Origin of the sequence: Amycolatopsis sp. NPDC051061 (genome assembly GCF_040682935.1) — a bacterium.
Classification (GTDB): domain Bacteria; phylum Actinomycetota; class Actinomycetes; order Mycobacteriales; family Pseudonocardiaceae; genus Amycolatopsis.
The window spans coordinates 153,252-177,166 of sequence record NZ_JBFBBZ010000006.1 but is presented as its reverse complement, the minus strand read 5'-3'; the positions used below and the strand labels follow the sequence as shown (position 1 = coordinate 177,166).

Sequence of the window (23,915 nt, the reverse complement as noted above, 5' to 3'; positions counted from 1 at the left end):
TCCCCTTGCCTGTGAACCCGTCTCGCACACAGGTTACGGTCACGGGCATGACGTCGATGTGGGGTGCGCCCGCGTTGTCGCGGGTGCGGGCCTGGCGGCGCGCGCGGCGCGATCCGCGGCAGGCGAAGTTCCTGACCGCCGACTCGCTGCGCTGGGTGCTGCGCAACCGCGCGTACACGCCTTGGTACCTGGTCCGGTACTACCGGCTGCTGAAGTTCCGGATCGCGAACCCGCACATCATCCTGCGCGGCATGCTCTTCCTCGGGAAGGACGTCGAGATCCACTGCCGGCCGGGCTACGGGCGGCTGGAGATCGGCCGCTGGGTGCACATCGGCGACGGCAACGCGATCCGCTGCCACGAGGGTTCGCTGCGGATCGGCGACAAGTCCGTGTTCGGCCGCCAGAACGTCATCAACTGCTACCTCGACATCGAGCTCGGCGCGGCGACGCTGGTCGCCGACTGGGTGTACATCTGTGACTTCGACCACGTCATCGCCGACATCCACGTGCCGATCAAGGACCAGGGCATCGTGAAGTCGCCGGTGCGCATCGGGCCGGACACGTGGCTCGGCACGAAGGTCAGCGTGCTGAAGGGCACCCGCATCGGCCGCGGCTCGGTGCTGGGCGCGCACGCGGTCGTCCGTGGTGACATCCCGGACTACTCGATCGCGGTCGGCGCGCCGGCCCGCGTGGTCCGCAACCGCGAAGAGGACTACGCGGCCGACGCGGCTCGCCGTGAAGCCGTCGCCGACATGGCGCGGAAGGCGAACAAGGCGCTGCAGAAGACGCTCGAGCAGTAGAACTACTCAGGTTCGGTGGTCCTCAGCCCGGACATAATGGCCGCGTGGGGGAACTCCGGAGCATGTGGTCCTCGATCGTCGTGGCGCTGTGCGCCGTGGGCCTACTGCTCGTCGTCCCGTTCTTGTTCTTGCAGGGTTTCCTGGCGAGCTTCCCGGTGCTCGGCACGAGTAGTCACGCGGGCGACGGCTACTTGACCTGGGCCGCCTGGCTCGGCGGCGGGCTGCCGCTGATCGGCGTCGTCGTCGCGGCTCTCGGGCGGCGCCGTGGGTGGACGTGGTTCTTCGGGATCTGCCTGGTCTTGGCCGTCGCGGTCGCCGGGATGAACTGGATCGACGACGTCCGCCACGCCCCGCCCGAGCCACCGGGGCCGCGGCACTGCGTCGAGCACAGCGGCGGCGGCAACGAGTGCCCGGGCGGCTGAGCTACTCCTCGAACGTCATCTCCGGCGGCGGCCGCCGGAAGCCGCGGGTGATCGCCGCCAGGACGACGATGCCGATCGCCAGCCAGACCAGCCCGAACACCAGCGCGATGCCGTCCAGGTTGACCAGTAGCCACAAATCGACCACGGCACCGATCACCGGAAAGACCACCCAGGTCAGCACGCGTTTCCCGGACCGGTCGCGCAGCCACGTGGCCAGGACGCTGACGTTGACGAACGTGAACGCCGTGAACGCCCCGAAGTTGATGAACGACGTCGACGTGCTGACGTCCAGCGTCAGCGCGACCAGCCCGACAAGGCCGGTCAGGACGATGCCGAACATCGGCGTCGCGAACCGCGGCTGGAGCTTGCCGAAGACCCGCGGCAGCACGCCGTCGCGGCCCATCGCGAACATCAGCCGCGACGCGCTCGCCTGCGCGGCGATCCCCGACGCGAACTGCGCCACGACCAGACCGGCGAGGAAGAACGACGCGAAGAGGTTGCCGCCGATCGTCGTCGCGATTTCGAACGCGGCCGACGACTCGTCGGTGAAGGTGCTGCCCGGGTGCGCGAGCTGGGTGAAGTAGGCGAGCACGATGAAGATGCCGCCGCCGATCAAGGCGGTGAACAGGATGGCACGGGGGATCGTCTTGCGCGGCTCGGTCGTCTCCTCGGTCAACGTCGTCACGGCGTCGAAGCCGAGGAAGGAGTACGTCGCGAGCGCGGCGCCGCCGGAGATCGTGCCCAGCGTGCTGCCCGGGTGGAAGAGCGGCTGCGTGCTCGCCAGCGAGCCGCCGACGTGCAGCACCTGCTTGACCGAAAGAACGACGAAGAAGCCGATCACCAGCAGCTGGAACGCCATGAGGACGAAGTTCGCCTTCTCGGCGATCTTGATGCCGAGCACGTTGAGGATGGTCGTCAGCAGGATAAAAGTGATCAACCAGATCCAATTGGGCACGGATGGGAACTCGGCCGACAGATAGGCGCCGCCGATCAGCCAGATGACCATCGGCAGGAAGAAGTAGTCGAGCAGCACGGCCCAGCCGACGAGGAACCCGGCGCGAGCGTCGACCGCTTTCCGGACATAGGTGTAGGCGGAGCCCGCGACGGGGTGGGTGGCGGCCATCTTCCCGTAGCTCGCCGCTGTGAACAGCATCGCGACCAAGGCGAGCAGGTACGCCGAAGGCACAGTGCCCTCGGTCGTCGTCGCGACGATGCCGAACGTGCCGAGCACGATCAGCGGAGCCATGTAGGCGAGCCCGAACAGGACGACGCCGGGCAGGCCGAGCCGGCGCTGCAGGGCGGCCGGGGCCGCGGCCGTGGAGGTCATCGGTCGTCTCCTTCTCGTGGACGCCAGCGGTCCGGGTCGATCCGGCCCTGGTAGAGCGGCAGGTCCAGGGGCGCGTCGGCGGGGGTGAACTGCGCCCACATGCGGTTGGTGCCCGCGGTGCCGTCACGGCGAACGCGCGCCACCTCGTCGAGGTCGATCGTGTGGGCGAGGACGCCTTCTGTCCGGCCGGGCAACGCGCCGAGCACGTCACCCTCGGGCCCGACGAGCAGGCTGTCGCCCATCCCGAACGGCCCGGCCGTGTTCACGCTGGCGACGAAGACCTGGTTGACGATGGCGTTCGCCCGGGCCAGGACGAGCTCTTGGGCGCGGTCGGGAGTCGTGGTCTGGACGGGGTTGAGCACGATCTCGGCCCCCATCCAGGCGAGGTGCCGGGTCACTTCGGGGAACCAGGCGTCGTAGCAGATGGAGAAGCCGACGCGGCCGGCGTCGGCCAGATCGGCGACGACGAACCGATCGCCGGGGTCGTACGGCTCGTGCGGCCGCCAGGGGAAGACCTTCCGGTACCAGCCGGCCAGCTCGCCTTGCGGCGAAAAGACCAGGGCGGTGTTGAACAGCTCGCCGTGGTCGCCTTCTTCGCAAACGGTGCCGGGCGCGAGCCAAATCCCCAGGTCGCCGGCGAGTTCGGCGAGTTCCGTGGTCCGTTTTCCGGTCAAGGGCCGAGCGGCGGCCCGGAGCTGCTCGGTCCGTTCGTCGCCTTCGCCGTCGACGCCGCAGAGGTGCAGCTCGGGGAAGGCGGCCAGGCGCGTGTCCGGAAACCGGCCAAGGACCGCTTCGACCTCGCCCGCGAACCCGCCGTCTCCGACGGGCCGGGGCGGCGCTTGCACGAGGGCGATCGGCAGTGGTCGCGGCATGGACGAAAAATAGTCCATCTTGAACACTTAAACAAGACTGCTCAAGATGAGCAGTTTGTGCGGTACGGTCGATTCATGGCGACGGCAGACCTGAGCGCGCCGGCATTGACCGGCATCCGGAGGCTGTCCGCGCTGGACACCGTCCGCGCTCGCATCGCGCTCGCGGTCGAGCTCGGCCTGCTTAATCCGGGGGAGCGACTGCCGGCGAACGCCGAGATCGCGCGAGCCCTCGGCGTCGCGGAGATCACGGTCCGCCGAGCCCTGGAGTCGTTGGTCGGCGACGGCCTGATCGAGCGCCGCCGCGGCCGAGGCGGCGGAACGCTCGTGGCCGAAAATCCACCGGCGGAGAAGGTTGGCGAGGTCGGCGCGTACCGCGAATCGGCGGCCGAGGTCCGTGACCTGATCGACCACCGCCTGGTCCTGGAGACGGGTCTGGCCCAACTGGTGGCGAAGCGGTCGCCGGACCTACCGCGCTTGCGGACGTTGGTCGCCCGCATGGACACGGCGGCGGGCTGGGCGGAGTTCCACGAGCTGGACGCGGAGTTCCACCGAACGGTGGCGGCTCCCGCCCCGGCCGCGGCGGTGGCGCAGTACGAGACGGTGCTGGCCGAGCTGTACCGGTTCTACCTGCCGTACCCGATGACGAAGCTGCGCGAGTCGAACCGCGACCACGCACGACTGGTGAAGGCGCTGGCAGCGGGCGACCCGGACGCGGCCGCCCGGGTGACGAGGAAGCACGTGCGCGGTCTGCACCGGACCATGTTCGTCGGCCTGTCCGGAGGGGACCCGTCGTCGGCCGAAAACTGACGACGGCTTGGTCGGCCGCTGCGGCCAGCAGGACCCGGTCCGGCGATGGTCGAGACCCGACGACCGCTGTCGCCGCCAGCACGACCCGGCCCGGCATTGGTCGATATTCGACGACAGCCGCCGCCCGAAGCCGGGCGAGGCCTGCCTTTGGTCCGGAAGGCGACTGGTGGCACGGTCCCGGCCGTTCGGCGGTGATCATCGGCTGATCGGCCGATTTCTCGCGAACGCCCTCCCGGCAGCCTGAGCCCATGTCGATCACCCGGTTCGCCGTCCCGCTGCTCGCCGCCGTGGCGCTCGTTCCCGCTGTGCCCGCGGTCGCCGCCGCGGATGGCCTCTCCTGGCAGCTCTGCTCCGCCGTCGCGAAAGGCTGGGACTCCGACGACAAGCGCAGCGAATGCGCCCTCGTCCCGGTACCCCTCGACTACGCCGATCCGGATGGTCCGAAAATCGACATCGCCGTCAGCCGGATCAAGGCGACCGGCACGAAAACCGGCGCCGTCCTGCTCAATCCCGGTGGTCCCGGTCAGTCCGGCATGACCATGCCGCGCAGCATCGCCGGCAGCCGGGCCGGTGGCATCGGCGTCCACCACGACCTCATCGGCTTCGACCCACGGGGTGTCGGCTACAGCGCCGACCTGCCGTGCGCGGTCGACTTCCCGGAACCGGACCCCGGCGTCCCCGACAAGGAGAAGACCCGCGAAGCCGTGGAGCGCGCGGCCGCCGCGAACCGCGAGTGCGTCGCCGCGCACCCAGCCTTCGTCCGCAACCTGACCACGCCGACCATCGCCCGCGACCTGGACCGGATCCGGCAGGCCCTCGGCGAGGACAAGATCGGCTACTACGGCGTCTCCTGGGGCACCGCGCTCGGCGCGCAATACCGGTCGCTCTTCGACGACCACGTCGACAAGATGCTGCTCGACTCCGTCATGCCGCCGGATCTGAATGTCACCGAAATGGACGACGGCCAGGCGACCGCCGGTGAGAACACCTTCCACGAATTCGCGTCCTGGATCGCCCGCTACGACGCCGTCTACCACTTCGGGACCACCGAGCCCGTGGTCGGGAAAGCCCTCCTCGATCTGCGGGCCGAGTTCGGCGCGACCGTCAACGGCATGCTCGCCAACCCGCGCCGCGAGTGGGCCGGCCTGGCCGGGCAACTCGCGGCCCTCCGCGACGGCGGGACCCCCGCGCCGACGTCCGCGAAGACCCCGGGCTTCGGCTGGAACGGCGAGCCGCAAGCGTTCAACCACTTCCAGCAGACGGCCCTGCTCTGCAACGAGTCGCCGAGCCCTCGCGACTTCGACACCGTCTGGCAGCACCGCCTCGACCGGATGAAGCGACTCCCGGTCGCGGGCGGCTACGGCCTCTACGAACAGCTCTGCGTCGGCTGGCCGCTGGACGCGCGGCCGTGGTCGTTCGCGAACGGCGAAAGTCCGTTGCAGCTCGTCGGCCACGCCTACGAGCCGGTCACGCCCATCGGCTGGGCCCTCCGGATGCAGCAGAGGATCGGCGGCGCGCTCATGACCGTCGAGGACGACGTCCACGGCTCGCTGTCCTCGCTGCCGTGCGCCGACGCCGCCGTCACTTTTTTCGACACGGGTCAGACGACGTCGAAGCCGTGCCCCGGCGCACCGACCCCCAAGCCGTGATTCAGTGGGCCCGCAGCTGCTCGCGAACCTCCATCAGCGCGAAGCCGAGCAGGTTCAGCCCGCGCCAGTAATCCGGCTTGGTCGCATTCTTCTCCTCGCGCGCGAGGCCGCTGCCCCAGACGAGGTCCTTCTTGGACGCCTCGACGAGCACCGCCTCGCCGGTCCCGAGCAGGAACCGGCGCAGGTCGCGGTGGGCCCGGAACTTGGCCAGGTTGCCGTCGACGACGATGTCGAACCGGTGCCGCTCCCAGGTCGCGGCGTCGAACCCGGCGACCTCGCGGCCGAGCACCTTCGCCGTCTTCGCGTCGGCCGTCTCCCGGATCAGCGCGGCCTTCTCGTGGTCGCCGAAGAGCTCGGCCTTGCCGGCCATCATGTAGTGCTCGGCGGTCGGGTAGATGACGCCGTCGGCCTCGAACGGGTCGACCCACCACTGGCTCAGGCAGCTCGCCGTCACCCGCCCGGATTTCGTGGGCGTGTGCCCGTAGAACAGCAGGTATTCGGGCTCCGCACCCTCGTGGACCTTTTCGCGCAACGCCTCGACACTGCGGATCCCGTCGACCTTCACCATCCGCTTAGTGGACCACGCGCTCAGAGCAGGAAGTGGAACAGGGGGCTGCCCGGCTCGATCCGCTCCACCTGGAGCGGGCTCGCGTCCATCCGCGCCAGCAGACCCGGAAGGTCGGATGACCGGGCGATTTCCACGCCGACCATCGCCGGGCCCATCTCGCGGTTGGTGCGCTTGACGTACTCGAAGCGGGTGATGTCGTCCTCGGGCCCGAGCACCTGTTCGAGGAACCGCCGCAGCGCGCCCGGCTCCTGCGGGAACCCGACGAGGAAGTAGTGCTTCAGCCCTTCGTGCATCAGCGAGCGTTCGAGGATCTCGCTGTAGCGGCTGACGTCGTTGTTGCCGCCGGAGACCACGACCACGACGGTTTGCCCCGGCTCCACCTGGACCACCGTGCCGAGCGAGGCGGCGGCCAGCGCGCCTGCGGGCTCGGCGATGATGCCGTCGGACTGGTACATCGCCAGCATCTCGGTGCACACCGCGCCCTCGGCGACGGCGGTCAGCTCGGCGCCGCTCTCGCGGATCAACGGGTAGGTGACGTCGCCGGCGACGCGCACGGCAGCGCCGTCGACGAACGAGTCGAGCGAGGGCAGCCGCACCGGCTGCCCGGCGTCCAGCGCTGCGGCCATGCACGCCGCGCCCGCGGGTTCGACGCCGACGATCCGGACGTCCGGGTGCCGCTCCCGCAGCCAGCTGCCGACGCCGGCGAGCAGTCCGCCGCCGCCGACCGGGACGATTACGACGTCCGGCACGAAGCCGAGCTGCTCGATGACCTCCAAAGCGACTGTGCCCTGGCCGGCGACCGTGCGGACGTCGTCGAACGCCGGCACGAGCGTCGCGCCGGTGCGCCGGGCGTCTTCGTTGGCCGCCGCGAAGGCGTCTTCGTACGTTTCGCCGACGACGATGACCTCGATGTGCGCGCCGCCGAGCGTCGCGATGCGTTCGCGCTTCTGCCGCGGCGTGGTGCCCGGGACGTACACGCGGCCGTTCGCACCCAGCCGGCGACACGCGTACGCGACGCCCTGGGCGTGGTTGCCCGCGCTGGCGCAGACGACGCCGAGTGAGCGCGTGGAGTCGTCCAGCTGGACGATGAAGTTGTAGGCGCCGCGGATCTTGTACGACCGGACGGTCTGCAGGTCTTCGCGCTTCACCCAGACCTGGGCGTCGACCCGGGACGACAGTCGCGCGCTCGGCTCCAGCGGCGTGCGGGTCACCACCCCGGCCAGCCGCTCGGCGGCCTTCTCGATGGTCGCCGCGGTCACCGTGTCGATGTCGTGCACCTCGATGAATCTACGACTCGCACGTCCCGGGCAACCGCCCGGCCCTCCGGCCGCATCAAAGGGGTGACGAACAGGACAGGGGGCGCCGGTGGACGACTTCACCGAGTACGTGACGGCACGGGCCGGCTGGCTGCGCAAGGTCGCGTACCTCCTTTGCGGGGACTGGCACCGGGCCGACGACCTGGTGCAGACGGCGATCACCCGGCTCTACGCGAACTGGCCGCGCGCCGCCCGGGCGGACAACCTCGACGGCTACGCGCGCCGCACGCTGGTCAACGCCTACCTCGCCGAGCAGCGGACGTCGTGGTGGAAGCGGGTGGACCTGCGCGGCGCCGACCACGACCCGCCACCGGGGCCGGGCCCGGACCTCGACTCGGCGCTGGACCTGCGGGCCGCGCTGGACCGGCTGCCCGCGCGCCAGAGGGCGACCGTCGTCCTGCGCTACTTCGGCGACCTGCCGGTGGCCGAAACCGCGCGTGCCCTCGGGTGCTCCGAAGGGACCGTCAAGAGCCAGACCGCGAAGGCCGTGGACACGCTCCGCGAGCTGCTGCGCGAGCCGATCCGGGAGGGACGAGCATGACCGACTCCGAGCTGGCCACGATGCTGAAGGACCTGGCCGACACGCCCGCGCCACCGCTCCGGATCGACGTCGACCGCGCGCGCCGCGCCGGCGGACGTCGTCGTCGCGCGCGGACCACGGCGCTGGTCGTCGGCTGCGCCGCGGTGGTGACGGCCGCGGGCCTGACGGCCGTGTCCGTGTTCAGGCCCACGCCACCACCCGCGCCGGCGGCCGTCCTGCCCAAGCCCGCGCCCGTCGCACCGGCGCCCACTGACAACCCGCTGGTGGCGAAGGCGAGCTTCGGCTGGCTGCCGGAGCCGATCAAGGGCATCGAGTACGGCGTCGGCGGCCACGGCGACTACGCGCTGGCCATCGGCCGTGGGGAGCTGGCGCCGATGATCTGGCTCGCGGTGTACGACCAGGAACCGCCGTTGGACCGCAGGCACGACATGGGCGGGCGGGCGGTGCGCGTCCCGGTCCGGGTCGGCGACCGCGACGGATACTGGGTCACGGCCGACGCCGGGGATCCGCTCAACCAGGGCAACAGTTACCTGCGCTGGCCGACCTCGGACGGCCGCTGGGCCGAGCTGAACGCGTACTACCTCGCCCTGCCCGACCTGCAGCAGGTCTTGCTGCGCGTCGCCGGCGAGGTGACGTTCGCGAATCGTGCGGTGCCCTTGCCGCTGCACGTCACCGGTCTGCCGGAGTCCTTCCGGGTCGCCGACGTCGGCTTGTGGCGCCGTCCCGACACCGACGGCGTCCCGTGGCGGGCGGTGCTGCAGTACTCGTCGAACGGCGCGCTGGCGACGATCACGGTCTCCCTGCCCGGCGGCCAGGCGGATGGTCTCGGCAAGCCGGTCTGCGCGACGAAGAACGGGCTGAAGGCGTGCGTCGCGATCGACCACCCGGAGGCCGCGGGCATCGACAGCCGGACCCTGCTCGACCGCATCACGCTGATCGGCCCCGACGAGTCGAAGTGGACCACGCACGTCATTGGATGATGGGATGATCAGCTCTTCGGCACCGCCGGGTAGGGGACGAAGGTGCTGGTGTTCTCGTCCACCGTGAGCTGCTTCCCGATGGTCGGGAACGCACGCTGCGAGCAGGCCGGCCGTTCGCAGACTTTGCAGCCCATCCCGATCGGCGTCGCCGCGGCCGGCTCGTCGAGATCAAGACCAGTCGAATAGACGAGCCGGCCCGCGTGACGAAGTTCGCAGCCCAGACCGACCGTGAACGTCTTCCCCGGACTGCCGTACCCGCCGATGTTGCGCGACACCGTGCGCGCGACCCAGAAGTAACTCTTCCCGTCGGGCAGGGTCGCGATCTGGGTGAGGATCTTCCCCGGCTGGGTGAACGCCTCGTAGATGTTCCACAGGGGACAGGCGCCACCCACCCGGGAGAAGTGGAACCCCGCCGCGGACTGGCGCTTCGACATGTTCCCCGCCCGGTCCACCCGCACGAACGAGAACGGCACCCCGCGCTGCCTCGGACGCTGCAAAGTGGACAGCCGGTGGCACACGGTCTCGAAGCCGACGCCGTAGTGGTCGCACAGCCGCTCGATGTCGTAGCGGAACCGTTCGGCCGTGGCCAGGAACGGTCCATAGGGGAGGATCAGCGCCCCCGCGAAGTAGTTGGCCAGGCCCACGCGCGCCAGCGAGCGCGCGGCCGGCCCGGAGAACGCCCACGAGTCGGCCAGCTCCGTGATCAGGTCGTCGTACTCGAGCAGCGCGATCTGCGAAGCCATGCGAAACGCCTGCTGCCCGACCCGCAGGCTGGGCGCCAGCCGCAGCACCCGCGTCACCGGCTCGTAGCGGTGCTGCTGACCGGCGGATTCGTCGATCCCGTCGTTGGTCACTTCGACGCCGTAGCGCTGCCAGAGCCGTTCCTTCAGCGCGCCGAGCACCTGGCCGCGCTGCAGCGGGATGTCGGCCGCCATCTTCTCGGCGCGTTCGTCCAGTTCGGCGACATAGTTCTCGCGCTCGTAGAAGAAGTCGCGGACCTCCTCGTGCGGTAGGGGGGCCGCCGCGCTGCCGTGCAGGCCCAGGCCGTTTTCCGTGGTCAGCGCGGCGGTGCTCTCGACGGCGTTGCGGTAGCTGCGGTGCAGCTTGACCAGCGCCTGCGCGAGCGCCGGCAGGTTCGTGGCCAGCTCGTTGAGTTCGCTGGTGGTGACGTCGACGCCGAGGACCTCGTCGAGCAGGGCTTCCTTGACGTCGGCGACCAGCCGGGACGTGTCGTTGTTCGCGAAGAACTCGGTGTCCACCCCGAACGCCTGCGTGATCCGCAGCAGGACCGGGACCGTCAGCGGACGCGAGTTGTGCTCGATCTGGTTGAGGTAGCTGGGTGAGATCTCCAGCACACGAGCGAGGTCGGCCTGGCTCATCGACCGGCTTTCGCGCAAATGGCGCAACCTCGCTCCGGCGAAAGTCTTCTCCATTCGAGCCCCTCTCTCCGGAAGGTTTCCGGTCCTGAACGGTTACGTGAACGGTCAAGAACGCGGATTTTCGGTGTGTTGCGAAACGGCAATTAGCAACCTTTGCAAAGAGCGTACGTACCCTTCGCACAAATTGGCAACTTGGATAGCTAGACCGGGTTTTCCCAGCCGTGCAAGGGTCGGATCAGGCAAGGCGAGCAATCGCAAACTTCGCAACACCGGGAGATCCGATGACGGAACAGGCCAAGCAGGCGGCCGCGGAGCTGGCGGCGCAGTGGGCGAACGACTCCCGCTGGGCGGGCGTGCAGCGCTCCTACTCGGCTGAGGACGTCGTCAAGCTGCGCGGCAGCGTCGTCGAAGAGCACACCCTGGCCCGCCGTGGCGCGGAGAAGCTGTGGAACCTCCTGCACACCGAGGACTACGTCCACGCGCTCGGCGCCCTCACCGGGAACCAGGCCGTCCAGCAGGTCCGCGCGGGCCTGCAGGCCATCTACCTGTCGGGCTGGCAGGTCGCGGCCGACGCCAACCTGTCCGGCCAGACCTACCCGGACCAGAGCCTCTACCCGGCCAACTCGGTGCCGGCCGTGGTCCGCCGCATCAACAACGCGCTGGGCCGCGCCGACCAGATCAACTGGGCCGAGGGCAACACCGACATCGACTGGTTCGCCCCGATCGTCGCCGACGCCGAAGCCGGCTTCGGTGGCCCGCTCAACGCGTTCGAGCTGATGAAGGGCATGATCGCGGCCGGCGCCGCGGGCGTGCATTGGGAAGACCAGCTCGCGTCCGAGAAGAAGTGCGGCCACCTCGGCGGCAAGGTCCTCATCCCGACCAAGCAGCACGAGCGCACGCTGAACGCCGCCCGCCTCGCCGCGGACGTGCTGAACGTGCCGTCTCTGATCGTCGCCCGCACCGACGCGCAGGCCGCGACGCTGCTGACCAGCGACGTCGACGAGCGCGACCAGCAGTTCCTGACCGGCGGCCGCACCGCCGAGGGTTTCTACGAGGTCACCAACGGCATCCAGCCGTGCATCGAGCGCGGCCTGGCCTACGCCCAGTACGCCGACCTGCTCTGGATGGAGACCTCGGAGCCGGACCTCGAGGTGGCGCGCAAGTACGCCGAGGCCATCAAGGCGAAGTTCCCGGACCAGATGCTGGCCTACAACTGCTCGCCGTCGTTCAACTGGAAGAAGCACCTGGACGACGCCACGATCGCGAAGTTCCAGCGCGAGCTCGGCCACATGGGCTACAAGTTCCAGTTCATCACGCTGGCCGGCTTCCACGCGCTGAACTACTCGATGTTCGACCTGGCGCACGGCTACGCCCGCGAGGGCATGACCGCCTACGTCGACCTGCAGGAGCGCGAGTTCGCTTCGGAGAGCCGCGGCTACACCGCCACCAAGCACCAGCGCGAGGTCGGCACCGGCTACTTCGACAACGTCGCGACGGCGCTGAACCCGGAGAGCTCGACCACCGCGCTCAAGGGCTCCACCGAAGAAGCCCAGTTCCACTGATCCCGGCCGCGGCCTGACGGCGACCCCCTCCGTCGTCAGGCCGCGTCCCTCCCTTCTTTCCTTCCCTGCACAGCTCTGCTCGCGGAGGCATCCCATGGTTGATCGACTGAACTACCGCATCGAGGTCACCGGGCCGGTCGAGGGCCGGTTCGCCGAAATCCTGACCCCGGCGGCACTCGACTTCCTGGCCAAGCTCGACAACACGTTCGCCGGACGCCGACGCGAGCTGCTCGACGCCCGTCGCGTGCGCCGCGAGGAGCTGCAGTCCGGCGAGAAGCCGCTCGGCTTCCTGCCCGAGACGCGCCGGGTGCGCGACGACCACTCGTGGCAGGTCGCGCCGACCGCGCCGGGTCTGGAGGACCGCCGCGTCGAGATCACCGGCCCGACCGACCGCAAGATGACGGTCAACGCGCTGAACTCCGGCGCGAAGGTGTGGCTGGCGGACTTCGAGGACGCGACGTCGCCGACGTGGCACAACGTCATCGACGGCCAGCTCAACCTCTACGACGCGATCCGCCGCAACATCGACTTCACCACCGAGGCCGGCAAGCAGTACACGATCGGCGACGACCCGGCGACGATCGTCGCGCGCCCCCGCGGCTGGCACCTGGTGGAGAAGCACATCCGCATCGACGGGCGCCCGGTGTCGGCGAGCCTGGTCGACTTCGGCCTGTACTTCTTCCACAACGCGCGCCAGCTGCTCGCGCGCGGCGTCGGCCCGTACTTCTACCTGCCGAAGCTGGAAAACCACCTCGAAGCGCGCCTGTGGAACGACGTCTTCCTGCTGGCACAGCGCGAGCTCGGCATTCCGCGCGGCACGATCCGCGCCACCGTGCTGATCGAGACGATCACCGCGGCCTTCGAGATGGACGAGATCCTTTACGAGTTGCGCGAGCACGCGGCGGGTCTCAACGCCGGGCGCTGGGACTACATCTTCAGCATGATCAAGAACTTCGCCGCGCATGGCGCCGACTTCGTGCTGCCGGACCGCGCGCAGGTCACGATGACCGTGCCGTTCATGCGCGCCTACACCGAGCTGCTGGTGAGCACCTGCCACCAGCGCGGCGCGCACGCCATCGGCGGCATGGCCGCGTTCATCCCGAGCAAGGACCCGGAGATCAACGCGACCGCGGCCGAGAAGGTCCGCGCCGACAAGGAACGCGAGGCCGGCGACGGTTTCGACGGCTCGTGGGTCGCGCACCCCGGCCTGGTCCCGATCTGCCGGGAGGTCTTCGACGGCGTGCTCGGCGGCTGGCCCAACCAGCTCGGCAAGCTGCGCGAAGACGTCCACGTCACCGCCGAGGACCTGCTCGACGTGGCCAGCGCCGGCGGCGAGGTCACCGAAGCGGGCGTGCGCGCGAACATCAACGTCGCGCTGCGCTACGTCGACGCGTGGCTGCGCGGCACCGGCGCGGCGGCGATCCACAACCTGATGGAGGACGCGGCCACGGCGGAGATCGCGCGCTGCCAGGTCTGGCAGTGGATCCGCAACGGCACGAAGCTCGAGGACGGCACGGCGCTGACCCGCGAGCTGGCGGTCGAGTACCTGAACGACGAACTCGCGTCGGTGCGGGCGGAGCTCGGTACCGGCAACCGCCTCGACGACGCGTACGAGATCTTCACCGAAACCGCGCTGGGCGAGAAGCTGGCGAGCTTCCTCACCACGGGTGCCTACGCGCGGTACCTCACGGACGCCCGGTAGCAGGGCCCCGGTCGCCCCTACCTGACGAGGGGCGGCCGGATCCACACTGATTGGGATGGTGTGGTCCGGAACTGGTCCGGCGACGATGGCTCCCCGTCGCCGGACCAGTTTCGTCGTTTTGCTTCTCCGGGCAACCTCCGCGCCCGCCGGTCCCGTTTGACACGGTGTGAGGGCGACGAGGAGGAACACGTGAAACGGCCGGAAGAGGCGGGGTTCCGCGACTACGTCACGGCCCGGATGGACGTCCTGCGCCGGACGGCTTACCTGCTGTGCCGGGACTGGCACCTCGCTGACGACCTGGTGTCGATCACCATCGGCAAGCTGTACCGGCACTGGCCGCGGGTCCGGCTGATGGACCACGTCGACGCCTACGTGCACCGGATCCTGGTGCGGACCTGGCTCGACGAGAAGGCCCGGGCGTGGCGGCGGGAGGAGCCGGCGGAGACGCTGCCGGAACCGGCCGTGCTGCCCAGTGACGACGTCGTCGAACGGCTCGGCCTGCTCGAACTGCTCGACGCACTGCCGCCACGGCGCCGGGCCGCCGTCGTGCTGCGCTACTACTGCGACCTCTCCGTCGAGGACACCGCCGAGATTCTCGAGTGTTCGTCCGGGACCGTGAAGAGCCAGACCGCGCGCGGGCTCGACTCGCTGCGCGCGCTCGTCGTCGCGAGCCAGAGCTGAAGGAGGAGCCATGAGCAGGGAACAGTTCGATGTGGCGATCGGCTCGGTGCCGGCGTCCACAGTGGACTTCGACGCGGTCCTGGACCGCGAACGCCGTCGCGCGCGGGTGCGCCGGGTGGCGCCGTGGACGGCCGCGGGTGCGGGGGTGGCGGCGGTGGCCGTCGTAGCGGCGACCGTGTTCGCGCCCGGCGACCCCGGTGCGGCGGCGGTGATGCCCGGGAGCTCACCTTCGGCGTCACCCGACCCGTGCGCCCACGATCCCTTCCCGCCGCAGACCGGCGCGCCGATCCCGGAGACCGCCGACGTCGCCGCGAAGCGGCTCAGCGGTGTGCTCACTTCCGCCGTCCGGCCGCGGGTCGCGGCCGGAACGCAGCTTCAGCCGCACGCCCAGGGCGAGTACCCGAAGGGGAAGCAGCACGGGCCACTGACCTTCTACCACGTGTTTTCCGCGAGGGTGGCGCACGAGGGGGCGTGCAGCGGCGGCGAGGACTACTTCATGGCCGCGGCGACGACGGCCGGCTCGGCGGGCACGGGCAACGTCTGGGCGATCGTCACGCGGCTCGGCGGCAACGCCACACCGGCCACCGAGTGCGCCCCTCCGCCCGGCGGTTCGGAGGGCGGGTGCGACCGGACGTCCGGGCCGAACGGCGAAACGATCGTCGCACTGACGTTCACCTATCCCGAGGACTCGACCGTCAACCGGGTCAACGTCACCAAGCCCGACGGCACGGGCGTCATCATCGAGGCGGAGAACGTCGCCGACAGTGCGAAGCAGAAGCATGACGATTCGCCGGACGGGCCGCCGCCGCTGAGTCTCGCCCAGCTGAAGGCGGTCGCGCTCGACCCGGGGCTGACGCTCTATCCCTGAGCGGCCAGAAGGACCTTCGCGGCTTCGCGGGCCGTGCTCGCTTCGCCCGGATCACCGGTGATCGCGGCGAGCACGGTCGCGCCTTCGACCAGCGAGAACAGCTGGTCGGCGATGGTTTGGTCCGGAACGAGACCACGCAGGTAGGCCCGGACGTGGTCCTTGTGCTCGCGGATCGCGGCCGCGATGCCCGGCGCCGGTTCACCGAACTCGCCGAACGAGTTGATGAACGCGCAGCCGCGGAAACCGGGCTCGGCGACCCAGTTCCGCAGCCAGCCGAACACGGCGAGCGGGTCGTCGCCGTGGGCGTGGACGAATTCGCGCAACGACGCCCGCCAGCGCTCGTCGCGGCGCCGGAGATAGGCCTCGACCAGGTCGTTCTTCGCCGGGAAGGTCTGGTAGAGCCGCTTGAGGGAGACGCCCGACCGAGCGCGGACGGCGTCCATCCCGACCGCTTGGACGCCGTGGGCGTAGAAGAGTTCCTCGGCGGCTTCCAGGAGCCGGTCGGTCGCCTCCGTGGGAGTCATGTCACCTGCCTCTGGTGCGGAGAATGAACGTTCTCTAGTCTAGCGGGGTGGCTGGAGAACGGACGTTCTCCTCGGTGCTAAGGAGCTCACATGACCCCGCGTCCGCCGTTCCCGCCGTTCGACGAGGACACCGCCCGCCAGAAAGTCCAGGCCGCCGAGGACGCTTGGAACACCCGCGACCCGGAGCGCGTCTCGCTCGCCTACACGGAGGATTCCGTGTGGCGCAATCGCGACCAGCACGTCGTGGGCCGCGCGGACATCGTCAGGTTCCTGACGGCGAAGTGGGAGCGCGAGCTGGACTACGCGTTGCGCAAGGAGCTGTGGGGCTTCCGCGGCAACCGCATCGGCGTCCGGTTCCAGTACGAGTCCCGCAACGCCGACGGCCAGTGGTTCCGCAGCTACGGCAACGAGCTGTGGGAGTTCAGTGACGAAGGGCTGATGCGCCGGCGGGAGGCGAGCATCAACGATCTGCCGATCGAGTCATCGGATCGTCGGATCTTCGGACCGCGCCCGGAGTCCGAACACGGCGTCCTGCTGCCGATCTTCTGAGTCCGCTTCGGGCGTAACCGCGCCCTTTCGCGCCCGGCCGTGGGCATGCTCGTGCCATGACGGCACCGGCGTTCGGCGGCGAAGTGAGCGAGTACTACCAGCGGTTCCGCCGCGGCTACCCGCCCGCGGTGGGGGACGCGCTGACGGCGGCGTTCGCGCTGACGCGCGACGACGTCGTGCTCGACCTCGGCTGCGGAACCGGCCAGCTCACCCGGGTCCTGGCGCCCCGGGTGGGCGCGGTGCTGGGTATGGACCCGGAACCGGCGATGCTCGACCAGGCCCGCAAGGCGGGTTCGCCGCCGAATGTGAGCTGGCTCTTGGGCGCGGACTCCGACCTCGACGCGCTGACGCCGGCGCTCGGCCCGGGCCGGCTGGCCGCGGTGACGGTGGCGCAGGCGTTGCACTGGATGGACCACGCCCGGTTGTTCGCGGCGGCGCGCTCGTTCGTGCGTCCGGGCGGCGGTGTCGCGGTGGTGACCAACGGCGAGCCGCTGTGGCTGTAGGACACGGCGTGGTCGGCGGCGCTGCGCGAGGTGGTTTCGTCGTATCTGGGGACGCCGCTGCACAGCACGTGCGGAACGGACGACACGAGCCAGTCGCGCTACGCGGACGCTCTCTCGGCGGCGGGATATGCGGTCGATTCCCAGGTCGTCTCGTATGACGCGCCGCTGAGTGTCGAGGAGATCGTCGGTGGCGTTTTTTCGGCCATGAGCCCGTCACAGCTGCCGCCGCCCGAGGCGCGGCCGGCGTTCACCGAGCGCGTCCGGGAGGCGGTGGTTCCGCACGGACCAGTGCGGGAGCAGGTTCGGGTGCGCATCCTGACCGGGACCCGCTGACCGGTCACGGAAGGCGAATGGGTACCGGCCCGTAGAGTTCCGCTTATTGTTTCCCCGGGAACCGGCGCGGATGCTCGCTGCGAGGCGCGTTCTTGCGCCGGTCTTCCCGAGGAGTCCCCATGACCAGCAAGTTGAGAGCTGTCGTCGCCGCCGTCTTCGTCGTGTTTTCGTTCTCGTTCGGCGCTGTGGCGACGGTGTCCGCGGCCCCTTCGGCGCACCCGGACTGCGTCCGGCCCTGTCACTTCTGAGCGCGCCGCTACCTACAGTTCCTGAACCGGCGCTGCGAGGTCCGGCCCGCTTGAAGCCCGGCCGGCCGATCCACGCTCGGCCGAGCTATTCGTCGGCCTCGTCTACCTACAGTTCCGGCACTCCGGCCGCGACCGGCTCGAACGCGTTGCCGGTGGCGATCTTCGGCCGCGGCAGCTCGACGGGCTCGCCCGGTTTGGTCCGCTTGTAGACCGCGGCGGTCGCCTCGGCGATCCGGCCCCAGTCGAAGTCCGCGGCCAACCGCGACTGCGCAGCCTTCGCCCGCTTCGCCGCGGCCGGCGCGTCGTCGAGCACGGCCGTCACCGCGTTGGCCAGTTCCGCGACATCGCCGGGGCTGAACGCCAGCCCGGTCTCGCCGTGCACCACGACCTCGCCGAGACCGCCGGCCGTCGACGCGACCAGCGGGGCCTTCGCCGCCGCGGCCTCCAACGCGACGATCCCGAACGGCTCGTACCGGCTGGGCAGCACGACGGCGTCGGCCGCGGCCAGTGCCGCGCGCAGGTCGCGGTCCGACAGGTGCCCGACGAAGTCGACCGCGCGCCGCACCCGCAGCTTCCGCGACTGCTCGACCAGCTCGTCGAAGTGTCGTCCTTTTCCGGCGACGACCACCCGCGTGCCGGGGTGGCGGCGCCGGATGCGGGGGAGCGCGGCCAGCAGGTCCTGCACGCCCTTCTCCCACTCGAGTCGTCCGAAATAGAGCAACAGTGGCGCCCCGGCCGGGCTGTAGACCTGGCGGGCGCGAGCGATCTCCTTCGTCGGCACCTGCCAGCCGCGTTCTTCGATGCCGTTGTGGATCACCGTGACGTCGCCGGCCTCGACCTCGAAGAGGTGCGCGACCTCGCGGCGCATGGCCTGCGAGCAGGTGATGAGCGCGTCGGCGCGGTTCGCCAGCCACCACTCGACCGAGTGAACCTGCTGGTTCAGTGAGTGCGACAGCCAGCCCGAGTGCCGGCCGGCCTCGGTCGCGTGGATCGTGCCGACCAACGGCACCCGCGCGGCCTCGGCGATCGCGATGGCCGGGTGCCCGACCAGCCAGTCGTGTGCGTGCACGACGTCCGGCTGCCAGCCGCGCAGCAGGTCCTGCGCCGCGCGGATCATGGCGTGTCCCATGGCCAGCGTCCAGGCGACGAGGTCGCGTTCGAACGTCACGTGCATCGGGTCCTCGGCGACCCGGATGATCCGCACGCCCTCGACGACGCGGTCGGTCCGCGGGTGCGTCCCGGCATCGGTGCCCGCTGCGTGCCGGCAAAGGATGACGACCTCGTGACCCTGGTGGGCCAGGTGGCAGGCGAGCGCGTGCACGTGCCGGGCCAGGCCGCCGATGGCCACTGGCGGGTACTCCCAGGACAGCATCAGCACACGCATGCGGAGAGGTTACTCGCGAGTCGGGACGGCCTGGCGGCGCCTGTGCCAGCCGACCGGCCATATCCGTCGCCGAATGTGGTCCGACTCACTGGCGAGCCCGGCGATCTCTGCCACCATCGGCCGGGATGACTGCACCAGAGGACACCGGCTGGCGCCGGCTCGACCCGCCGTTGTCCACCCCGTGGACGGCAGAGGTGGGCCCGGACAACGCCCTCCCCGAATACCCGCGGCCCCAGCTGACCCGGCTTCGCTGGCTGAACCTCAACGGCGTCTGGGAGTACGCGGGCTGGCCGTTGTCGCCGGACGAACCACGGCCGTCCGGCTACGCCGAGCGGATCCTGGTCCCGTTCCCGCCGGAGTCGGCGTTGTCCGGAATCGGACGACGCGACGAGATCCTCTGGTACCGGCGCCTGATCGAGATCCCGGCCGACTGGCACGGCTCGCGGGTCCTCCTGCACTTCGGTGCGGTCGACCAGACGGCGAAGGTGTGGGTCAACAACCAGCTCGTCGCGACGAACGAAGGCGGCTACACGGCGTTCAACGCGGACATCACCGACGTCCTGCGGGCGTCGGGGCCGCAGGAGCTGACCGTGCGGGCCGAGGACCGCACCGACATCGAGCCCTTCCCGGTCGGCAAGCAGCGCAACGCGCCCGGCGGGATCTGCTACACGGCGTCGTCCGGAATCTGGCAGACGGTGTGGCTCGAGCCGGTGCCCGAGACCCGCGTCGAACGCCTGGAGCTGACTCCGGACCTCACCGGAGTGACGGTGTTCCCCCAGGTCACTGGCGGTGCTGAGGTCGTGGTCGTCGTTTCGACCACGGCCGGCGAAGTCGCTCGTGGCTCGGGTCCGGCGGGTGCGTCGGTGCGCGTGGACGTTCCCGAATCACGCCTCTGGACACCCGACGACCCGCACCTCTACACGCTGCGCGTCCAGCTGCTCGAGCGGCATGGCGCGGTTTCGGACGAGGTCGGCAGCTACGCCGGTCTGCGGACGGTCGGCCTGCTCCCGGACGCCGAAGGCCGTCCGCGGATCGCGCTCAACGGCCGGCCCACGTTTCTGCACGGCCCGCTCGACCAGGGCTACTGGCCGGACGGCATCTCGACCGCGCCCACCGACGACGCCCTGCGCTTCGACCTCGAGAAGACGAAGGAGCTGGGCTTCAATTTCGTCCGCAAACACGTCAAGGTCGAGTCGGCGCGCTGGTATTTTTGGGCCGACACGCTGGGCCTGGTCGTCTGGCAGGACATGCCGTCGCTGACGGTGTCGTTCGACGGCCCGCCCGGCATCGCGCCGGACCCGGTCCCGCGGGCGCGTGAGCGGTTCGAAGCGGAACTGATCAAAATGATCACACAACTACGGGCTGTCCCGTCGATCGTCGGCTGGGTGCCGTTCAACGAGGGCTGGGGTGAGTTCGACACGGCCCGTGTCGCGGAACTGGTCAAGACCCTCGACCCGACCCGGCTGGTGATCGCGAACAGCGGCGTCAACTGCTGCTTCTCCCGCCCGGACACCGGCGCGGGTGACGTCTACGACGACCACACGTACGTGGGCCCCGGCGAGCCGACGGTCACCGACGGCCGGGCGATCGTCGACGGCGAGTACGGCGGCCTCGGTCTGGTCTTGGACGACCACCGCTGGCCCGGTCCGCCGAACGCCTACGAGATGACGTCGAGCCGGGAGCGGCTGACCGAGCGCTACGCGGAGGTGAGCGCCGCTCTGGAGCGAGTGGTTGTCGAGCGAGGCCTGTCCGGCGCGGTCTACACCCAGACGACCGATGTCGAGAACGAGGTCAACGGCCTCCTGACGTACGACCGTCGAGTGGTCAAAGTTGACCCGTCGGTGGTCGCGAAGTGTGTGCGAGCGGTGATCGACGCCGGCTCGGCCTGAGCCGCTTGGTCGATTTCCGACGATTCGCGCCGGCAGGTTCCGGTCAGCTTTCGGTGACGGCCTTGACCAGGCGATCCCGCCCCTGGTCGAGCCCCGACAACAACGCGCCACGCAGCGCCGCCGAGTCCGTCACCGCGCCCGCCTCCACCCGGACCGGGCCCGGCGCCGCCGCCAGAACCGTTCGCCGAATTTCGGCCACGAGGGCCGGCCGGCTTCCCGCCGGGCCGCCCAGCAGCACCAGGTCCGGATCGACGATCGTGCAGATCGCGGCGACGGCCCGCCCGAGCGTTGCGCCGAGCAGCCGTAGCCGTTCGGCGGCCACAGCGTCGCCGGCGGCCTGGTCGAGCGTGGTCAAGATCGCGTCAACGTCCAGCGAAGGCGCGTCGGACCTGCCGAAACCCTGATCGGCGAGAGCCGACGCGAGCGTCGATCCCGAACTGTCCAAGTACCCGATCTCGCCCGCCAGCCCGTGTGACCCGCGCACGAGTTGATCGCCCACATAGAGACTGACACCGAGCCCGGCGCCGACGTAGACGTAAGCGAAGCTCTTCGCGTCCCGCGCGCCGCCCTCCCGCCGTTCGGCGAGCGCGGAGAAGTTGACGTCGTTGTCGAGGAGAACGTCACGCCCGATCTCCCCGGCCCGGAGGGTCCCCTCGGGAAAAGGCGACCCCGGCAGCGCGACGACCTCGTGTGTGACCGGGTCGACCGGGTTGGCCACCGAGATCGCGGTCGCCCGCACCGGACCCGGCCCCACCCCGGCCGCCGCGGCGACGGCGTCCCGGACCGCGGCCGTCATCGGCCGGTCGCCGGGCGGGTGCCGGCCGGTGTCCAGGACCGTCCCGGTCAGGTCGGTCGTGATCGTGCGGATGCCCTGCTGATTGACCTCCGCGGCGACCACGCGGCCGGCATCGGCGGCCAGTTCGTAGAAGGTGGCGATCCGGCCGCGACGGCCGGTCTGGTCGGTGCCGGTCGCCCGCAGCGCGGCCGCCGTCTCCAGCCGGCGGACCGACTCGGAGATCGTCGGCTTCGAGATCCCGGTGGTCGCGGCGAGCTCCGCGCGTGTGGTCCGCCCGTGGACGAAGACGTGGTCGAGCACCGCGCGGTCGGTCATGGCCCGCAGCATCGCCAGGCGCGGAAGCGGCCGGTCGGGGTCGGACATCGCACCTCTTGTGGCGGGAGACGGACTGGGGTTACCGTAGCCGGGCCATTCTAGTAAGGAGTCCTAACCAAAAGATCGCGAGGACACCCGATGACGACCACAGAGCTGCCAACGAACATGTCCGAGGCCATCTCGCGGACCAAGCACGAGCTGCGCGCCCGGATCGGCGCCGTCGCCGGCGCGTTCGCCGAAGTCCGCGACGCGATGCGCCGCGAGGTCGACGCCGTCGCCGCCGACCCGGACGCCTTCCCCGTGGTCCGCTACCGCGACATCGCCGACGGGACCGTGCCGCAGCGCACGCTCGACGCTGTCCGGCGCCGCGGCTGCGCCGTGGTCAAGGCCACCTTCGCGCGGGAAACGGCCGAAGCCTGGGACGCCGAGCTGGCCGCGTACCTCGCCGACAACGACTTCGCCGGCACGTACCAGGGCCCGGCCGACGACGTCTTCGCCGGCCTCGCGTCAAGCCAGCCGCAGATCTACCCGGTGTACTGGTCGAAGCCGCAGATCGAGGCCCGCCAGCACGAGCACATGGTCGCCGTCCGGTGGTTCCTCAACTCCTTCTGGCGGCACGAATCCGAGGGCCGCGTCTGGTTCGATCCCGATCGCGACACGGCCTATCCCGATCGCATCCGCCGCCGACCGCCCGGCTCGGCGTCGCTGGGCCTGTCCGCCCACACCGACTCCGGCTCGGTCGAACGCTGGCTCCTGCCCGCCTACCAGCAGGTTTTCCGCTACGTCTTCGCCGGAAACTGGCAAAAGTACGACCCGTGGGACGGCGCTTACCGCACCGAAGTCGACGAATACCCGTCGACGGTCATGTGCTCGGCCTTCCGGACCTTCCAAGGCTGGACCGCGTTGTCGGAAATGCACCAGGGCGACGGCGTGCTGCACGTGGTGCCGATCCCGTCGGCGATCGCGTACGTGCTGCTCCGCGCGCTGCAGGACGACATCCCCGACGACGACCTCTGCGGCGCCGCCAACGGTCAGGCCCTGCCGGTGAGCGACAAATACCACGACGACCTGCTGCCCGCGCTGACCTCGATCCCCGCGGTCGAACCGGGCGACACGGTCTGGTGGCACGGCGACGTCGTCCACGCCGTCGCCGACGGAACCAACCCGGACCGCTGGGGCAACGTCATGTACATCCCGGCGAGCCCGCACTGCCCGAAGAACGCGGCCTACGCGGAGAAGTGTGGCCGCGCCTTCCTGGCCGGCGCGAGCCCGGGCGACTTCGCGCCTGAAGACTACGAAGTGAACTGGACCGGCCGCGCCACAATCGACGATCTCAACGCGGTCGGTCGCGACCAGTTCGGTCTGTGACGGCGCCGCGCCGAGTGGAGGCCCGGCGCGACACCGGCCGTCTCACGCCGGCAGCGCGGCCTCGATCGCCTTGACGACCTGGTCGTCCTCGGGCTCGGTCCGCGGCCGGAACCGCGCCAGGACCTCACCGTCGGCACCGACGAGGAACTTCTCGAAGTTCCACTGGACGTCGCCGGAGTCACCGTCGGTGTCGGCCGTCTTGGTCAGTTCGGCGTACAACGGGTGCCGACCTTCGCCGTTGACGTCGATCTTCTCGAAGAGCGGGAAGGTCACGCCGTAGGTCGTCGAGCAGAACGTCTGGATCTCTTCCGCGCTGCCCGGCTCCTGTCCGGCGAACTGGTTGCACGGAAAACCGACGACGGAGAAGCCCTGGCCGCCGAAGCGCTCCTGCAGCCGCTCGAGGTCGGAGTACTGCGGGGTCAGGCCGCACTTCGACGCGACGTTGACCACGAGCAGCGCTTTGCCAGCGAGCGATGCCAGCGAGCTGTCCTGCCCGTCGAGGGTCTTGACCGGAATTTCGTGGATCCCCATG

25 protein-coding genes are annotated in these 23,915 nt (G+C 70.1%); 16 read left to right on the top strand and 9 right to left on the bottom strand.

The window, feature by feature from the left end; all coding sequences use genetic code 11:
* Positions 1-47: 47 nt before the first annotated feature.
* Positions 48-800 (top strand): acyltransferase, encoded by a 753-nt coding sequence (locus tag AB0N03_RS10615; protein WP_364368553.1) that lies wholly within the window; start codon positions 48-50, stop codon positions 798-800.
* 44 nt (positions 801-844) lie between these two features.
* Positions 845-1,222: a hypothetical protein gene (locus AB0N03_RS10610; protein WP_364368550.1), complete on the top strand. Its 378-nt coding sequence runs from the start codon at positions 845-847 to the stop codon at positions 1,220-1,222.
* A gap of 1 nt (position 1,223) precedes the next feature.
* On the opposite strand, the gene AB0N03_RS10605 is transcribed toward AB0N03_RS10610, so the two are convergent.
* Both AB0N03_RS10605 and AB0N03_RS10600 read right to left on the bottom strand, forming a co-directional pair.
* Entirely contained in the window at positions 1,224-2,549 is a 1,326-nt protein-coding gene (locus tag AB0N03_RS10605; RefSeq protein ID WP_364368547.1) for an APC family permease, read from the bottom strand.
* Entirely contained in the window at positions 2,546-3,421 is an 876-nt protein-coding gene (locus tag AB0N03_RS10600) for a carbon-nitrogen hydrolase family protein (protein WP_364368545.1), read from the bottom strand. Before AB0N03_RS10600 ends, AB0N03_RS10605 begins: the two co-directional genes overlap by 4 nt.
* A 75-nt stretch (positions 3,422-3,496) precedes the next feature.
* On the opposite strand from AB0N03_RS10600, the gene AB0N03_RS10595 reads away from it, so the two are divergent.
* Together AB0N03_RS10595 and AB0N03_RS10590 are read left to right on the top strand one after the other, a co-directional pair.
* Positions 3,497-4,228 carry an FCD domain-containing protein gene (locus tag AB0N03_RS10595; protein ID WP_364368542.1) on the top strand — a complete coding sequence of 244 codons (732 nt, stop codon included), beginning with the start codon at positions 3,497-3,499 and terminating at the stop codon, positions 4,226-4,228.
* A gap of 248 nt (positions 4,229-4,476) precedes the next feature.
* Positions 4,477-5,877 (top strand): alpha/beta fold hydrolase, encoded by a 1,401-nt coding sequence (locus AB0N03_RS10590; RefSeq protein ID WP_364368539.1) that lies wholly within the window; start codon positions 4,477-4,479, stop codon positions 5,875-5,877.
* A 1-nt stretch (position 5,878) separates the two neighbouring features.
* Here the strand turns inward: AB0N03_RS10590 and AB0N03_RS10585 are convergent, their stop codons facing one another.
* Together AB0N03_RS10585 and ilvA are read right to left on the bottom strand one after the other, a co-directional pair.
* On the bottom strand, positions 5,879-6,445 hold the full coding sequence (locus tag AB0N03_RS10585; RefSeq protein ID WP_364368537.1) for an NADAR family protein: 567 nt from the start codon (positions 6,443-6,445) through the stop codon (positions 5,879-5,881).
* Positions 6,446-6,465: 20 nt separating this feature from the next.
* Positions 6,466-7,722, bottom strand: a complete 1,257-nt coding sequence (gene ilvA / locus AB0N03_RS10580) for a threonine ammonia-lyase IlvA (protein WP_364368534.1) — start codon at positions 7,720-7,722, stop codon at positions 6,466-6,468.
* A gap of 88 nt (positions 7,723-7,810) precedes the next feature.
* Between ilvA and AB0N03_RS10575 the strand changes: the two genes are divergently transcribed.
* A complete protein-coding gene (locus tag AB0N03_RS10575) occupies positions 7,811-8,302 on the top strand; it encodes a SigE family RNA polymerase sigma factor (RefSeq protein ID WP_364368531.1) in 492 nt (163 codons plus the stop codon).
* Complete coding sequence (locus AB0N03_RS10570; protein ID WP_364368528.1) at positions 8,299-9,282, top strand: hypothetical protein; 984 nt, start codon at positions 8,299-8,301, stop codon at positions 9,280-9,282. The genes AB0N03_RS10575 and AB0N03_RS10570 overlap by 4 nt, the downstream gene beginning before the upstream one ends.
* 8 nt (positions 9,283-9,290) lie before the next feature.
* Here the strand turns inward: AB0N03_RS10570 and AB0N03_RS10565 are convergent, their stop codons facing one another.
* Positions 9,291-10,715 carry a short-chain fatty acyl-CoA regulator family protein gene (locus tag AB0N03_RS10565; protein ID WP_364368525.1) on the bottom strand — a complete coding sequence of 475 codons (1,425 nt, stop codon included), beginning with the start codon at positions 10,713-10,715 and terminating at the stop codon, positions 9,291-9,293.
* A 227-nt stretch (positions 10,716-10,942) separates the two neighbouring features.
* Here AB0N03_RS10565 and aceA point away from each other — a divergent pair, with 227 nt between their 5' ends.
* The 4 genes from aceA (at position 10,943) to AB0N03_RS10545 (ending at position 15,474) form a co-directional block, all read left to right on the top strand.
* The gene (aceA, locus tag AB0N03_RS10560; RefSeq protein ID WP_364368522.1) at positions 10,943-12,223 is read left to right on the top strand and encodes an isocitrate lyase; all 1,281 of its coding nucleotides are present in this window, start codon (positions 10,943-10,945) and stop codon (positions 12,221-12,223) included.
* A 94-nt stretch (positions 12,224-12,317) separates the two neighbouring features.
* Complete coding sequence (gene aceB, locus AB0N03_RS10555) at positions 12,318-13,925, top strand: malate synthase A (protein ID WP_364368520.1); 1,608 nt, start codon at positions 12,318-12,320, stop codon at positions 13,923-13,925.
* A gap of 189 nt (positions 13,926-14,114) precedes the next feature.
* Positions 14,115-14,606, top strand: a complete 492-nt coding sequence (locus tag AB0N03_RS10550) for a SigE family RNA polymerase sigma factor (protein WP_364368517.1) — start codon at positions 14,115-14,117, stop codon at positions 14,604-14,606.
* A 10-nt stretch (positions 14,607-14,616) separates the two neighbouring features.
* Positions 14,617-15,474 carry a hypothetical protein gene (locus AB0N03_RS10545; RefSeq protein WP_364368514.1) on the top strand — a complete coding sequence of 286 codons (858 nt, stop codon included), beginning with the start codon at positions 14,617-14,619 and terminating at the stop codon, positions 15,472-15,474.
* On the opposite strand, the gene AB0N03_RS10540 is transcribed toward AB0N03_RS10545, so the two are convergent.
* Positions 15,465-15,998, bottom strand: a complete 534-nt coding sequence (locus AB0N03_RS10540; RefSeq protein WP_364368511.1) for a TetR/AcrR family transcriptional regulator — start codon at positions 15,996-15,998, stop codon at positions 15,465-15,467. The genes AB0N03_RS10545 and AB0N03_RS10540 overlap by 10 nt on opposite strands.
* A gap of 90 nt (positions 15,999-16,088) precedes the next feature.
* Here AB0N03_RS10540 and AB0N03_RS10535 point away from each other — a divergent pair, with 90 nt between their 5' ends.
* From AB0N03_RS10535 to AB0N03_RS10520, 4 genes are all read left to right on the top strand, one after another.
* Complete coding sequence (locus AB0N03_RS10535; RefSeq protein WP_364368508.1) at positions 16,089-16,547, top strand: nuclear transport factor 2 family protein; 459 nt, start codon at positions 16,089-16,091, stop codon at positions 16,545-16,547.
* Positions 16,548-16,603: 56 nt separating this feature from the next.
* Positions 16,604-17,050, top strand: coding sequence for a class I SAM-dependent methyltransferase (locus tag AB0N03_RS10530; RefSeq protein ID WP_364368506.1), 447 nt, complete (start codon positions 16,604-16,606; stop codon positions 17,048-17,050).
* Between the two features lie 30 nt (positions 17,051-17,080).
* Positions 17,081-17,383, top strand: a complete 303-nt coding sequence (locus AB0N03_RS10525) for a hypothetical protein (protein WP_364368504.1) — start codon at positions 17,081-17,083, stop codon at positions 17,381-17,383.
* Positions 17,384-17,502: 119 nt separating this feature from the next.
* Positions 17,503-17,631: a hypothetical protein gene (locus AB0N03_RS10520; protein WP_364368501.1), complete on the top strand. Its 129-nt coding sequence runs from the start codon at positions 17,503-17,505 to the stop codon at positions 17,629-17,631.
* Positions 17,632-17,737: 106 nt separating this feature from the next.
* Here AB0N03_RS10520 and AB0N03_RS10515 read toward each other — a convergent pair whose 3' ends face one another.
* Positions 17,738-19,015 (bottom strand): glycosyltransferase family 4 protein, encoded by a 1,278-nt coding sequence (locus AB0N03_RS10515; protein ID WP_364368499.1) that lies wholly within the window; start codon positions 19,013-19,015, stop codon positions 17,738-17,740.
* 125 nt (positions 19,016-19,140) lie between these two features.
* Between AB0N03_RS10515 and AB0N03_RS10510 the strand changes: the two genes are divergently transcribed.
* Entirely contained in the window at positions 19,141-20,904 is a 1,764-nt protein-coding gene (locus tag AB0N03_RS10510; RefSeq protein WP_364368496.1) for a sugar-binding domain-containing protein, read from the top strand.
* Between the two features lie 43 nt (positions 20,905-20,947).
* Here AB0N03_RS10510 and AB0N03_RS10505 read toward each other — a convergent pair whose 3' ends face one another.
* Entirely contained in the window at positions 20,948-22,063 is a 1,116-nt protein-coding gene (locus AB0N03_RS10505; protein WP_364368493.1) for an ROK family transcriptional regulator, read from the bottom strand.
* Positions 22,064-22,153: 90 nt separating this feature from the next.
* Between AB0N03_RS10505 and AB0N03_RS10500 the strand changes: the two genes are divergently transcribed.
* A complete protein-coding gene (locus tag AB0N03_RS10500; protein WP_364368491.1) occupies positions 22,154-23,383 on the top strand; it encodes a YbiU family protein in 1,230 nt (409 codons plus the stop codon).
* A gap of 42 nt (positions 23,384-23,425) precedes the next feature.
* Here the strand turns inward: AB0N03_RS10500 and AB0N03_RS10495 are convergent, their stop codons facing one another.
* Entirely contained in the window at positions 23,426-23,914 is a 489-nt protein-coding gene (locus AB0N03_RS10495) for a glutathione peroxidase (RefSeq protein ID WP_364368488.1), read from the bottom strand.
* Between the last annotated feature and the right edge of the window lies 1 nt (position 23,915).

Bases quoted from the DNA above. Each gene is read 5' to 3' on its own strand.
- AB0N03_RS10615 (WP_364368553.1), top strand. From the start codon at position 48: ATGACGTCGATGTGGGGTGCGCCCGCGTTGTCGCGGGTGCGGGCCTGG.
- AB0N03_RS10605 (WP_364368547.1), bottom strand. From the start codon at position 2,549: ATGACCTCCACGGCCGCGGCCCCGGCCGCCCTGCAGCGCCGGCTCGGC.
- AB0N03_RS10600 (WP_364368545.1), bottom strand. From the start codon at position 3,421: ATGCCGCGACCACTGCCGATCGCCCTCGTGCAAGCGCCGCCCCGGCCC.
- AB0N03_RS10595 (WP_364368542.1), top strand. From the start codon at position 3,497: ATGGCGACGGCAGACCTGAGCGCGCCGGCATTGACCGGCATCCGGAGG.
- AB0N03_RS10590 (WP_364368539.1), top strand. From the start codon at position 4,477: ATGTCGATCACCCGGTTCGCCGTCCCGCTGCTCGCCGCCGTGGCGCTC.
- AB0N03_RS10585 (WP_364368537.1), bottom strand. From the start codon at position 6,445: ATGGTGAAGGTCGACGGGATCCGCAGTGTCGAGGCGTTGCGCGAAAAG.
- AB0N03_RS10570 (WP_364368528.1), top strand. From the start codon at position 8,299: ATGACCGACTCCGAGCTGGCCACGATGCTGAAGGACCTGGCCGACACG.
- AB0N03_RS10565 (WP_364368525.1), bottom strand. From the start codon at position 10,715: ATGGAGAAGACTTTCGCCGGAGCGAGGTTGCGCCATTTGCGCGAAAGC.
- aceA (WP_364368522.1), top strand. From the start codon at position 10,943: ATGACGGAACAGGCCAAGCAGGCGGCCGCGGAGCTGGCGGCGCAGTGG.
- aceB (WP_364368520.1), top strand. From the start codon at position 12,318: ATGGTTGATCGACTGAACTACCGCATCGAGGTCACCGGGCCGGTCGAG.
- AB0N03_RS10545 (WP_364368514.1), top strand. From the start codon at position 14,617: ATGAGCAGGGAACAGTTCGATGTGGCGATCGGCTCGGTGCCGGCGTCC.
- AB0N03_RS10540 (WP_364368511.1), bottom strand. From the start codon at position 15,998: ATGACTCCCACGGAGGCGACCGACCGGCTCCTGGAAGCCGCCGAGGAA.
- AB0N03_RS10535 (WP_364368508.1), top strand. From the start codon at position 16,089: ATGACCCCGCGTCCGCCGTTCCCGCCGTTCGACGAGGACACCGCCCGC.
- AB0N03_RS10530 (WP_364368506.1), top strand. From the start codon at position 16,604: ATGACGGCACCGGCGTTCGGCGGCGAAGTGAGCGAGTACTACCAGCGG.
- AB0N03_RS10520 (WP_364368501.1), top strand. From the start codon at position 17,503: ATGACCAGCAAGTTGAGAGCTGTCGTCGCCGCCGTCTTCGTCGTGTTT.
- AB0N03_RS10515 (WP_364368499.1), bottom strand. From the start codon at position 19,015: ATGCGTGTGCTGATGCTGTCCTGGGAGTACCCGCCAGTGGCCATCGGC.
- AB0N03_RS10510 (WP_364368496.1), top strand. From the start codon at position 19,141: ATGACTGCACCAGAGGACACCGGCTGGCGCCGGCTCGACCCGCCGTTG.
- AB0N03_RS10505 (WP_364368493.1), bottom strand. From the start codon at position 22,063: ATGTCCGACCCCGACCGGCCGCTTCCGCGCCTGGCGATGCTGCGGGCC.
- AB0N03_RS10500 (WP_364368491.1), top strand. From the start codon at position 22,154: ATGACGACCACAGAGCTGCCAACGAACATGTCCGAGGCCATCTCGCGG.
- AB0N03_RS10495 (WP_364368488.1), bottom strand. From the start codon at position 23,914: ATGGGGATCCACGAAATTCCGGTCAAGACCCTCGACGGGCAGGACAGC.